This is a genomic window from Streptomyces sp. NPDC005393 (genome assembly GCF_040606675.1).
GTDB lineage: Bacteria > Actinomycetota > Actinomycetes > Streptomycetales > Streptomycetaceae > Streptomyces.
The window spans coordinates 64,594-76,577 of the sequence record NZ_JBEXFG010000010.1 but is presented as its reverse complement, the minus strand read 5'-3'; the positions used below and the strand labels follow the sequence as shown (position 1 = coordinate 76,577).

Sequence of the window (11,984 nt, the reverse complement as noted above, 5' to 3'; positions counted from 1 at the left end):
CGCCTCCCGGGGTCATCCGCCCCGTGATCGTATGATCTGCCGGTGACTGCCGAGAGCCCCGCGGCGCGTCAGTGAGCGCCGCGCAGGAAGTCCTCGAGACCCGCCAGATCATCGGTGTTGAGGTAATCGACGTCGGCGGCCAGGAGCTCGCGCCACAGGGCGAGACGCTCCGGCCCGGCCACATCGGGAGTGGCCCAGAAGCGCACCTTCTGGCGGGCGGCGTGCGCGGAGCCGACGATCTGGCGCAGCTTCCCCCGTTCCGCCTCCGGCATCTGACCGGTGCCCAGCCAGCCGAAGGTCTTCGTCCAGTCGGCGCTGATGAGCGGGGTGAAGGAGGCGGGCACGCCGGTGCCGAGGTCCTCAAGCCGCCCGTCGTAAAAGGCGTGGCGCACCTTCTCGGCCTCCATGGGGGCCCGCGCGCCACGGTCCCCGGAGATGACCGCGGTCACCGGGCCACGCCGCACCCGGCCGCCGACCCCGCCGTAGGCGGCGCTGAACATGGGTCCGTAGCGCCGCAGCCGCTTGGCGAGTTCGAGGTAGGTGGGCTCGCCAGCGGTCTTGATGTCGATCAGCAGTTGGAGCGACAGGTCGTAGCCGCGGAAGACCCAACCACCGCCCGCCTTGACGCGCCCGGCGAGCGGGTCGAGGTAGAGCGACTCGAGGGTGCGGGTGGGATCGAGTTCGGAGGCGTCGTGGGCGACCAGCAACTGGCCGTCGACCAGCCATATGTCGGCCTCGACGCTGCCGAAGCCGTGGGAGAGCGCGTCGGTGAGCGGGTGCGGGTGCTCGTAGTCGTTGTGCGCGTGGGCTCTGGCCAGCGGGGGCTTGTTCTTGCCGGTGGCTGTCGAATCGGCGAACGCGGGCGCGGCCACGCCGCCCGCCAGAGCGGCTCCGAGGGTGACGACAAAGGCGCGGCGTGTACGGCGGACCATGGGGCCTCCCGGCTCTCGTCCCGGCGCGGTGCCGGATGTGCACGACGGACGCCAGTGAGTATCGGGGGGCCATGGACCCCGTGGGCAGGGGCGTGCGAAGAGTTCCACGGGTGGTCCCCGGCCATTTCCTCGCCGTTCCCACGGCACCGGCGGCGCGGGGCGAAGTACGGGACGGACACCGTGAGTTGGCGGCGGTCACAGGGAGGCGGGGCGCGATGACACGGTGTGGGCGCGGGTTTCGGACGCGCGTGGCGGCGGTTCTCGTCTGGACCGCGCTGGTCGGTACGGGCGTCGCCGGGGCGGGCCCGGCGCACGGCGCGGCCGACGCGCCGCACTTCACCGTACGCGCCGTCATCGCGCCGGGCGTCGAGTACCGCGCGTTCACCCTGGTCGCCTCGCACGGCACGGCCTACGGCCATCTGCTCACGGTCGATCTGCGCCATCCCGGCGTCCGGCTCGATCTGCTCACCGCGGGCGCGGTCGGCGCGCGCGAACCGGTCTCCCGGATGGCCGACGAGCGCGGTGCGGTCGCGGCCGTGAACGGCGACTTCTTCAACATCTCCGAGACCCAGCACCCCGGTGTGCAGGCGACCGGCGCCTCGGTGGGACCGGCGATCGCGGGCGGGACACCTCTCAAGGCGGCAGTGCCCCTCGGCCAGCGCTTCGGCCCGGCGCTGCCGCGCGGCACCACCACCGAGGACGTGGTGGGCCTGGGCACGGACCGGGTGGCCCGGATCGGCCGGCTCACGCTGCGGGGTGAGGTGTCGGCCGAGCGGGGCACGCTCCCCCTGCGCGGATTCAACCAGTACGCGGTGGCCGAGGGCGGCGTCGGGGCGTACACCCCGGGCTGGGGCACCGCGTCCCGGGTGCGGGCGACCTGCGGGACGGACACCGACCGGGCCGCGCCCTGCAGCGCGCAGACCTACGAGGTGACGGTGCGCCGGAACCGGGTCACCCAGGTCGCGGCCACGCCGGGCAACGGCACGATCGCGGCGGACACGGTGGTTCTGGTGGGGCGCGAGGCGGGCGCGCGGGCGCTGCGCGCGCTGCGGGTCGGCGACACCGTGCGCGTCGGGTACCGCCTGGAGGGCGCGGCCCCGGCGCCGATCGCCTTCGCGGTCGGCGGCTTTCCGATCGTGCGCGACGATCGTCCACTCGACGGGCTGGACGCGGTCAACGCGGCGGTGCGCACCGCGGCCGGGATCGACGACGGCGGGCACCGGCTGTATCTGCTGGCGCTGGACGGCGGTGCGGACTACCGCCCCGGGCTGACGGTCGGCGAACTCGCGAACGTCATGCTGGAGCTCGGCGCCGACGACGCGGTCAATCTGGACGGCGGCGGCTCCTCCACGCTCGCCGCGCGGGAGGCGGGCGAGGGGTCGACGACCGTACGTAATCACCCCTCGGGCGGCTCCGAGCGCCCGGTGCCCAACGGAATCGGAGTATTTACCCGTCCCTAGCGCCCGCCATAACCCTGCACACCACACTCTTTTGAGTGAATGCACCGCCCCAAAGAGCGCTGCTAGCTTGGAACTTGCTTCAGCGGAATTTCTCTTCAGATCCGTACAGGGATGGGTGAGTATTCACGATGACGACGTCCGTTGAGCCGGGTTCCGGTACCGATAACGCGCAGCCGCTGTCGAGTCTGGGCACGGCGGCCGCGCGGAATCTGGCGACAACGACCAAATCCGTCCCGCAGATGCAGGGCATTACCTCGCGGTGGCTGCTGCGTATGCTGCCGTGGGTGCAGGTGCCGGGCGGTTCCTATCGGGTGAACCGGCGGGCCTCGCATACGCTCGGCGACGGGCGGGTGGAATTCACCACCACGGGGTCCGCGGTGCGGGTCATCCCGGTCGAGCTGCGCGAGCTGCCGCTACTGCGCGGCTTCGAGGACACCGCGGTGCTCGAGGCGCTGGCGGACCGGTTCACCCAGCGCGAGTTCGCGCCCGGCGAGGTGCTCGTGGAGGCCGGGCGCCCGGCCGATGAGCTCCTTCTCATCGCGCACGGCAAGGTCGACAAGCTGGCCGAGGGCGCGTTCGACGAGCCCGCGGTGGTCGGCTCGGCGGCCGGCGGTGACCATGTCGGCGAGCGGGAGCTGGCCGCGGCCGAGGCCGGCACCTGGGGCGTCACCGTCAAGGCGGTGACCTCCTGCACGGCGCTGGCCCTGTCCCGGCGGGAGTTCGAGGAGCAGCTGGACCGGTCGCGGGAGCTGCGGGCGCATGTGGAGGCGGTGCGCTCGGCGCCCGCGGCCGAGCAGAACGAGTACGGCGAGGCGTCCATCGCGCTGGCCTCGGGGCATGCGGGAGAGCCCGCCCTGCCGGGGACGTTCGCGGAGTACGAGCTGAGCCCGCGCGAGTACGAGCTGAGCGTGGCCCAGACCGTCCTACGGGTCCACACCCGCGTCGCCGACCTCTACAACGACCCCATGAACCAGGTCGAACAGCAGCTCCGCCTCACCATCGAAGCCCTGCGCGAGCGCCAGGAACACGAACTCATCAACAACCGAGAGATCGGCCTTCTGCACAACGCCGACCTCTCCCAGCGCATCCACACCCGCAGCGGCCCGCCCACCCCCGACGACCTCGACGCACTACTGGCCACCGTCTGGAAGGACCCGGGGCTGATCCTGGCGCATCCGCGCGCCATCGCGGCGATCGGCCGCGAGCTCAACAGCCGTGGTATCTCCCCGCAGCACGCGGAGGTGAACGGGCATGCGGTGCCCGCCTGGCGCGGCGTGCCCCTTTTCCCGTGCAACAAGATTCCGGTGACCAGCAGCGGGGTGAGCTCGATTCTCGTCCTGCGCACCGGGGAGGAGAACCAGGGGGTCATCGGGCTGCATCGGACCGGCATTCCCGATGAATACCAGCCGAGTCTCTCCGTGCGGTTCATGGGAATCAGCGAGCAGGCCATCATCTCGTATCTCGTCAGCGCCTACTATTCCGCGGCCGTCCTGGTCCCCGACGCACTCGGAATCCTGGAGAACGTGGAAATCGGACTCTGACGGCCTTACGCATCACTCTGCATGAGTCTGCGGCCTTCGCTTACGTTCCCGTACACCTACTGAAATGAGTGATGAGCACTTATGACCACTTCCGTGGAGTCCGGTGAGCAGCCGCTGAGTCTGGGCACGGCCGCCGCGCGGAATCTGGCGACCACCACCAAGTCCGTTCCGCAGATGCAGGCCATCTCGTCCCGGTGGCTGCTGCGCATCCTGCCCTGGGTGCAGGTGTCGGCCGGTACGTACCGGTTGAACCGGCGGCTGAGCTACACGGTCGGGGACGGGCGGGTGGAGTTCATCACCACCGGATCGCAGGTGCGGGTGATCCCGCCGGAGCTGGGCGAGCTGCCGCCGCTGCGCGGCTTCGGGGACGCCGCGGTGCTGGAGTCGCTGGCCGATGGCTGTGTCCAGCGGGAGTACGCGCCCGGGGATGTGCTGGTCGAGGCGGGGCGCCCGGCCGATCAGGTGTATCTCATCGCCCATGGCAAGGTGCGGCAGATCGCCCCGGGAGCGTACGACGAGGGCACGGCGCTGGCGGTGCTGGCCGATGGGGAGTACTTCGGCGACTCCGTGCTGACCGGCCCGGAGCGCACCTGGGAGTTCACCGTCCGGGCGGTCACCCGTACGACGGTGCTCACCCTCCCCCGCCGCGCCTTCCGGGAGGCCGCCGACCGTTCCGATGCGCTGCGCGACCATCTCCAGGAGCTCTCCGACCGGTCCGTGCCCGCGCAGAACCGGCGTGGCGAGGCCGATATCGCGATCGCGTCCGGCCACTCGGGAGAGCCGGTGCTGCCGGGGACGTTCGCGGAGTACGAGCTGAGCCCGCGCGAGTACGAGCTGAGCGTGGCCCAAACCGTCCTACGGGTCCACACCCGCGTCGCCGACCTCTACAACGACCCCATGAACCAGGTCGAACAGCAGCTCCGCCTCACCATCGAAGCCCTGCGCGAGCGCCAGGAACACGAACTCATCAACAACCGAGAGATCGGCCTTCTGCACAACGCCGACCTCTCCCAGCGCATCCACACCCGCAGCGGCCCGCCCACCCCCGACGACCTCGACGAGCTGCTCGCACGGCGCCGCAAGACCCAGTATCTGCTGGCCCATCCGCGCACCATCGCCGCCTTCGGCCGTGAGTGCAGCAGCCGGGGGCTGTATCCGCAGGGTGCCGAGGTCGCCGGGGTCGCGGTGCGGGCCTGGCGGGGTGTGCCACTGCTGCCCTGCAACAAGATCCCGATCAGCGAGTCCGGCACCAGCTCCATCCTGGCGATGCGCACCGGGGAGGAGAGCCAGGGGGTGATCGGCCTCCATCAGACCGGTATTCCGGATGAGTACGAGCCGAGCCTCAACGTTCGGTTCATGGGCATCAGCGAGCAGGCCGTGACGTCGTATCTCGTCAGCGCCTACTACTCCGCGGCGGTGCTGGTGCCCGACGCGCTCGGTGTGCTGGAGGACGTCGAGGTCGGCCGCTGAGCGGTGCCGCCACCGCGGGCGTGGGTCAGGGCCGGACGCTGCTGACCACGTCCGCGGTGGCGGCGAGCCCTTCGGAGATCGTCGGGGCCACGCTGCTGCTCGCCAGATAGAAGCCGAGCGTGACGCAGACCAGCGCATGCGAGATGCGTAGTCCGCCACTGCGCAGAAAGACCACCGCCAGGATCAGAAGCAGTAGGACCACGGAGATGGAAATGGCCATGGGGAGCCTCCTCGGCCGCTACGGAGGATCGGGATCCGGCCGTCAGTGTGGCCCAGAATCGCCCATGAACCGCCGCACCGTCGTGCTCCATACGGGTGCCGATCTGCTGTTCGAAAGCCTCCTCGGCGGTGTGGCGGGCCGTCCCGGCCGGTCAGCCGGTGGGGGCCGCCAGGTACATCAGACCGGCGAGCGCCTGGCGGTGGCGACCCGGGGTGCCCAGCGCGATCTCATCGGTCTTGGCCCGCTTGAGATAGAGATGGGCCGGATGCTCCCAGGTCATGCCGATGCCGCCGTGCAGCTGGACGCACTCCTCGGCCGCGTGGACCGCCACCTGGGCGCAGTAGGACTGCGCGACGGCGACCGCGACCGGTGTGTCGGGGCTGTCCGTGGCCAGTGCGTCGGCGGCGTGCCGGGCGGCGGCACGGGCCGAGACCAATTCGAGCCACAGGGCGGCCATCCGATGTTTGAGCGCCTGGAACGAACCAATGGGGCGGCCGAACTGATGGCGCTCCTTGGTGTGGCGGACGGCCTCCGTCAGACACCATTCGGCCACGCCCAGCTGCTCCGAGGCGAGCAGCCCGGCGCCGGTCAGCAGCGCCCGTCCGACGGCGGCGCCGGCACGGTCGGGCCCGGCCAGCCGGCGCGCCGGGGCCCCGGAAAGGGTCACGGTGGCCAGCGGCCGGGTGAGGTCGAGCGAGGTGAGGGGTTCGACGGTGACGCCGGGCTCCGCGGTGTTCACGGCGTACAGCCCGTATCCGTCCGGCCCGTCGGCGGGGACGAGCAGCACCTCGGCGCCCGCCGTGCCCGCGACGCCCGTAGTACGGCCGTCGAGAGACCCGTCGCTCCCGGCCCGTACGGTGGCCGTGGGCGCGGTGCCGTCCGGTGCGGTGGACAGCGGCACCGCCAGCGCGCCGACCGTACGGCCCGCGGCGAGCGCGCCCAGCAGCCGCGCCACGGCCTCCTCGTCGGTGTCGCAGCCGAGCAGGGCGGCGACGGCGAGGACGGCGCTGGTGAGGTAGGGCACGGGGGCGACGGCGCGGCCGAGTTCCTCCATCACGACCGCCGCCTCGCGCGCGGTGGCGCCCTGTCCGCCGAGCTTGTCGGGCACCAGCAGCCCGGCCGTGCCCATCTCGGCGCCGAGCGCGCGCCACAGCGTGGGGTCATGGGGCCGGCCGCTCTCCGCCTGGGCGAGCACGGCGGAGGGCGGGCAACGGTCGGTGAGCAGCGACCGCACGGCCGCGCGCAGATCGTCCTCGGCCTCGGAGTAGAGCAGTTCCGGGGTGCTCATCGGGGCAGGTCCTTCCACGCGACGTCCTTGTCGGTCCGCGGCTCGGGCGGCAGGCCCAGCACGCGTTCGGCGATGATGTTGAGGAGCACTTCCGAGGTGCCGCCCTCAATGGAGTTGCCCTTGGCGCGCAGATAGCGGTAGCCGGCCTCGCGCCCGGTGAAGTCGACCAGTTCGGGGCGGCGCAGCGTCCAGTCGTCGTAGAGCAGGCCCTCCTCTCCCAGCAGTTCGACCTCCAGGGCGCTGAGCTGCTGGTTGAGGCGGGCGAAGGCGAGCTTCATGGCCGAGCCCTCGGGCCCTGGCTGGCCGAGCGCGAGCTGCTGGCGCAGCCGTTCGCCCGCCAGCCGGGCCGCCTCGGCCTCCACCCACAGCCGCAGCAGCCGCTGGTGCAGATCGTGGGTGCGCAGCTCGGGCCGCTCCCGCCAGGTCCCGGCGACGAGGCCGATCATGCCGCCCTCGCGGGGGGCGCGGCCGCCGCCGATGGCGACGCGCTCGTTCATGAGGGTCGTCTGGGCGACGCGCCAGCCCTCGCCGGTCTCACCGAGCCGCCGGCTGTCGGGGATCCGCACACCGGTCAGGAAGACCTCGTTGAACTCGGCCTCTCCAGTGATCTGGCGCAGCGGCCTGACCTCGACCCCGGGGTCGGTCATGTCGCAGATGAAGTAGGTGATCCCGCGGTGCTTGGGCAGGTCGGGGTCGGTGCGGGCGATGAGGATGGCCCAGCGGGCGAGGTGCGCGCTGGACGTCCAGACCTTCTGCCCGTCGACCACCCAGTCGTCGCCGTCGCGGACGGCCCGGGTGGCCAGGGCCGCGAGATCGGATCCGGCCCCGGGCTCGCTGAACAGCTGGCACCAGACCTCCTCGCCGGTCCACAGCGGGCGCAGCAGCCGCTGCCGCTGCTCGTCGGTGCCGAAGCCGAGAATGGTGGGCGCGGCCATGCCGAGGCCGATGCCGATGCGGCGGGGGTCGTTGTCGGGCGCGCCGGCGGCCTCGAGTTCGGCGTCGACGACGGCCTGCAGCGAGCGCGGCGCGTCCAGGCCACCGAGTCCGACCGGGTAGTGCACCCAGGCGAGTCCGGCGTCGAAACGGGCGCGCAGGAAGTCCAGGCGCTCGGTGGTGGCCGGTGGGTGGGCGTCGAGCAGGTCGCGGACGCGGTGGCGCAGCGCGTCGGCGTCCACGGCGGCCTGGTGCTTGGCGGTGCTCATCGGGCCCCTCCCGCCACCGGCTCCGGCACGACCACGACGCGGCCGGTGGTCACGCCGTCGGCGACGCGCTGGACGGCCTCGGCCGCGCCCTGGAGCGGCACGCGCTCGCTGACCAGGGGCTTGACCGTGCCCTGTGCGGCGAGTTTGGTCAGCTCGTCGTGGCAGGCGCGGATCGCGGCCGGGTCGTGGGTGTTGTAGAGGCCCCAGTGGAGGCCGAGGATGGCGTAGTTCTTGACCAGGGCATGGTTGAGGGCGGCCTGGGGGACGACCCCGCTGGCGAAGCCGACGACCACGATCCGGCCCTCGAAGGCGACGCATTTGACGGACTTGACGAAGGCGTCGCCGCCGACCGGGTCGTAGACGACGTCCGCGCCCCGGCCGCCGGTGGCCTCCTTGACGGCGGCGACGATGTCGTCGCTCCGCCGGTCGAGGACGAGGTCGCAGCCCAGCTCGCGGGCCACCTGGACCTTGTCCGCCCCACCGACGACGCCGATCACCCTCGCCCCGGCCGCCTTGCCGAGCTGTACGGCGGCGCTGCCGACCCCGCCCGCGGCGGCGTGCACGAGCAGCGTCTCGCCGGACTGGAGCCGGGCCCTGCGGTGCAGGCCGAACCAGCCGGTCTGGTAGCCGATGTGCAGCGCCGCGGCCTCGGCGTCGTCCAGCGCGTCGGGGGCGGGCAGCGCGGCCGCCGCGTTCACGGTCACGAGCTCGGCGAAGCCGCCCGCGGGGAGCGTGGGCGTGGCGAGGATCCGCGCGCCCACCTCGCCCTCGGCGCCCTCGCCGACGGACAGGACCTCGCCACACAGCTCGACGCCCGGGGTGAACGGCAGCGGCGGCCGCACCTGGTAGTGGCCGCGGCACAGCAGGGCGTCGGGGAAGTTGACGTTGACGGCCCGGACCCGCACCAGCAGCTCGCCCGGCCCCGCCACGGGATCCGGCACCTCGTCGAGGCGCATGACCTCACCCGGCTCGCCATTGTCGTGCACTCGCCATGCCTGCATCCGGTGGCCTCCACAAACGGTCGGTAGGGACGCGGTAACGCGCCGGGGCGCACATACTAACCAGTCGGTACGACGAGGGGAACCGCTCCGTGCGGGGCCGTCAGCCATCCTGCCTCGCTCGCCCGGCGCCGGGGGAACTCTTGTGCAACTCTGGAGGCACCCTTGAGCCCGACGCCCCGGCAGTTGAGAGTGGACGGCGACATATCGGCTCGTTTCGCGGCGAGTCGATGGCCGCAACGGGACGGGAGAGTGACGACTGTGCCCGACAGCAAGGCGATCAGCGAGGCCGAACTGGAGGCCAGACTCCACGGCATCTGTTTCAAAACAGGTCCGCCGCGCCGCATCGGCGTCGAGCTCGAATGGTTCCTGTACGACCCGCACGACCCCGCACGACCCGTCGAGGCGGCCCGGCTCGATGCCGCGGCCACCGCGCTGCGCGGACTGCCGCTCCGGTCCGCGATCACCTTCGAACCCGGCGGCCAGGTGGAGCTCAGCTCCCTTCCGGCCGACTCCCTCACCGCGTGTGTGGAGTCCGCCGCCGCCGATCTGGTTCTCGTACGCTCCCTTCTCGCCGGACTCGGCCTCGGTATCGCCGGGCATGGGCACGACCCCTGGCGCCCGCCGCGCCGGTTTCTCACCACACCCCGGTACGAGTCCATGGAGACCTACTTCAACCGCCGGGGGCCGGCCGGGCGGTCCATGATGTGCAGCACCGCCTCCGTACAGGTCTGTGTGGACGCGGGGCACGAGGAGCCCGGGCCGCTCGGCCTCGGCCGGCGCTGGCGGCTGGCCCATCTGCTGGGCGCGGTGCTGACCGCCGCCTTCGCCAACTCACCGCTGCGCGAGGGCCGCCCGACCGGCTACCGCTCCACCCGGCAGGCCCTGTGGGCGGCGATGGACCCCGGCCGCACCAACGCCCCGCCCGACGGCAAGGAGCCGCGCGCCGCATGGGCGGCGTACGTACTGGACGCCCCCGTGATGGCCGTACGGGACGAGACGGCGCCCTGGACCGTGCCGGACGGCCTGACCTTCCGCGATTGGACCCGCACGGCCCTGCCCCGGCCGCCCACCCTCGACGATCTCGACTTCCACATCTCCACGCTCTTCCCGCCCGTCCGCCCGCGCGGCCATCTCGAACTGCGCATGATCGACGCGCAGAGCGGCGACGACGGGTGGATCGTGCCCCTCGCCGTCACGGTGGCGCTCTTCGACGACCCTCAGGCCGCGGAAACGGTTTACCGCGTGGTGAAACCGCTCGCCGAGACCGCCGGAGCCCGGCCCGCGCCCTGCAATCCGCTGTGGCTGAACGCGAGCCGCGACGGGCTGGCCGACCCCGAGCTGCGCGCCGCCGCCGTCACCTGCTTCGCGACGGCACTGGACGCGCTGCCCCGGATCGGCGCCTCCCCCGCCATCACCTCCGCCGTCACCGACTTCACCGACCGCTATGTCTCCCGCGGCCGATGTCCGGCCGACGATCTGCTCGCTCCCCTGACCGGGAAGGAGGGACGGCCATGACCGCTCCCGACCCCGACCTCGCCATCGATCCCGAGACGCTGCGGCAGCGCGCCGAGACCGCGCTGCGCACCGCTCGCGAGCGCACCCACACCCTCACCGGCTGCGTGGACGAGCACGACCTCACCGCCCAGCACTCCCCCCTGATGTCCCCGCTGGTCTGGGATCTGGCCCATATCGGCAACCAGGAGGAGCAGTGGCTGCTGCGCGCCGTCGGCGGACGCGAGGCGCTGCGCCCCGAGATCGACTCGGTCTACGACGCCTTCGAGCATCCGCGGGCCGAACGGCCCTCCCTGCCGCTGCTGGCGCCCGCCGAGGCCCGGGGCTACGTCCACGAGGTGCGCGGCCGGGTGCTCGACATCCTGGAGCGGATCGAGCTGCGCGGCGCCCCGCTGGTCGACGCGGGCTTCGCCTTCGGCATGATCGCGCAGCATGAGCAGCAGCACGACGAGACGATGCTCATCACCCACCAACTGCGCCGCGGACCCGCCGCGCTCACCGCCCCGGCGCCGCCCGACACCGCGGACGGCGCCGCGCTGCCCCACGAAGTCCTCGTCCCGGGCGGCCCGTTCACCATGGGCACCTCCACCGAGCCCTGGGCCCTGGACAACGAGCGGCCGGCCCACCACCGGCTGGTCCCGCCCTTCCACATCGACACCACCCCCGTGACCAACGGCGCGTACACGCGGTTCATCGCGGACGGCGGCTACGCGGAGCGGCGCTGGTGGACGCCGGAGGGCTGGGCCCACATCCAGGAGCACGGGCTCACCGCCCCGCTGTTCTGGCGGCGCGAGGGCGGGCAGTGGCTGCGCCGGCGGTTCGGGGTGACGGAGCCGGTGCCGCCCGAGGAGCCCGTGATCCATGTGAGCTGGTACGAGGCGGACGCCTACGCCCGCTGGGCCGGGCGGCGGCTGCCCACCGAGGCCGAGTGGGAGAAGGCCGCCCGGCACGACCCGGACAGCGGCCGGTCCCGGCGCTATCCCTGGGGCGATACGGACCCCACCCCCGACCACGCCAACCTCGGCCAGCGCCATCTGCGGCCCGCGCCGGCCGGCAGCTATCCGCAGGGTGCCTCCGCGCTCGGCGTGCGGCAGCTGATCGGCGATGTGTGGGAGTGGACGTCGAGCGACTTCCTGCCCTATCCGGGGTTCGCGGCCTTCCCGTACCGCGAGTACTCGCAGGTCTTCTTCGGCCCGGCGCACAAGGTGCTGCGCGGCGGCTCCTTCGCGGTGGACGCGGTCGCCTGCCGCGGCACGTTCCGCAACTGGGACCTGCCGATCCGCCGCCAGATCTTCTCGGGCTTCCGCACCGCCCGCGACGCGTCCCCGGAGGCCACGTGAAGGGCATAGCCAGTGGGG

10 protein-coding genes are annotated in these 11,984 nt (G+C 72.5%); 5 read left to right on the top strand and 5 right to left on the bottom strand.

Features of this window, described 5'->3' with window-relative positions:
* Positions 1-68: 68 nt before the first annotated feature.
* Positions 69-932, bottom strand: coding sequence for a phosphatidylinositol-specific phospholipase C/glycerophosphodiester phosphodiesterase family protein (locus ABZS71_RS11975; protein WP_356209143.1), 864 nt, complete (start codon positions 930-932; stop codon positions 69-71).
* Between the two features lie 215 nt (positions 933-1,147).
* Here ABZS71_RS11975 and ABZS71_RS11970 point away from each other — a divergent pair, with 215 nt between their 5' ends.
* The 3 genes from ABZS71_RS11970 (at position 1,148) to ABZS71_RS11960 (ending at position 5,403) form a co-directional block, all read left to right on the top strand.
* Positions 1,148-2,392: a phosphodiester glycosidase family protein gene (locus ABZS71_RS11970; protein WP_356209141.1), complete on the top strand. Its 1,245-nt coding sequence runs from the start codon at positions 1,148-1,150 to the stop codon at positions 2,390-2,392.
* 128 nt (positions 2,393-2,520) lie between these two features.
* A complete protein-coding gene (locus ABZS71_RS11965; RefSeq protein WP_355843874.1) occupies positions 2,521-3,933 on the top strand; it encodes a family 2B encapsulin nanocompartment shell protein in 1,413 nt (470 codons plus the stop codon).
* A gap of 81 nt (positions 3,934-4,014) precedes the next feature.
* Positions 4,015-5,403, top strand: a complete 1,389-nt coding sequence (locus ABZS71_RS11960) for a family 2B encapsulin nanocompartment shell protein (RefSeq protein WP_356209138.1) — start codon at positions 4,015-4,017, stop codon at positions 5,401-5,403.
* Positions 5,404-5,428: 25 nt separating this feature from the next.
* Here the strand turns inward: ABZS71_RS11960 and ABZS71_RS11955 are convergent, their stop codons facing one another.
* The 4 genes from ABZS71_RS11955 to ABZS71_RS11940 all read right to left on the bottom strand — a co-directional run bounded on the left by ABZS71_RS11955 (position 5,429) and on the right by ABZS71_RS11940 (position 9,114).
* Positions 5,429-5,623: a hypothetical protein gene (locus ABZS71_RS11955; RefSeq protein ID WP_069860708.1), complete on the bottom strand. Its 195-nt coding sequence runs from the start codon at positions 5,621-5,623 to the stop codon at positions 5,429-5,431.
* Positions 5,624-5,774: 151 nt separating this feature from the next.
* Positions 5,775-6,911, bottom strand: a complete 1,137-nt coding sequence (locus ABZS71_RS11950) for an acyl-CoA dehydrogenase family protein (RefSeq protein WP_356209136.1) — start codon at positions 6,909-6,911, stop codon at positions 5,775-5,777.
* Positions 6,908-8,113, bottom strand: a complete 1,206-nt coding sequence (locus ABZS71_RS11945; protein WP_356209134.1) for an acyl-CoA dehydrogenase family protein — start codon at positions 8,111-8,113, stop codon at positions 6,908-6,910. The genes ABZS71_RS11950 and ABZS71_RS11945 overlap by 4 nt, the downstream gene beginning before the upstream one ends.
* A complete protein-coding gene (locus tag ABZS71_RS11940; protein ID WP_356209131.1) occupies positions 8,110-9,114 on the bottom strand; it encodes an NADPH:quinone oxidoreductase family protein in 1,005 nt (334 codons plus the stop codon). Before ABZS71_RS11940 ends, ABZS71_RS11945 begins: the two co-directional genes overlap by 4 nt.
* Positions 9,115-9,372: 258 nt before the next feature.
* Here ABZS71_RS11940 and egtA point away from each other — a divergent pair, with 258 nt between their 5' ends.
* Together egtA and egtB are read left to right on the top strand one after the other, a co-directional pair.
* Positions 9,373-10,629: an ergothioneine biosynthesis glutamate--cysteine ligase EgtA gene (gene egtA, locus ABZS71_RS11935; protein WP_356209129.1), complete on the top strand. Its 1,257-nt coding sequence runs from the start codon at positions 9,373-9,375 to the stop codon at positions 10,627-10,629.
* A complete protein-coding gene (gene egtB, locus ABZS71_RS11930) occupies positions 10,626-11,966 on the top strand; it encodes an ergothioneine biosynthesis protein EgtB (RefSeq protein WP_355843895.1) in 1,341 nt (446 codons plus the stop codon). Before egtA ends, egtB begins: the two co-directional genes overlap by 4 nt.
* Positions 11,967-11,984: the final 18 nt, after the last annotated feature.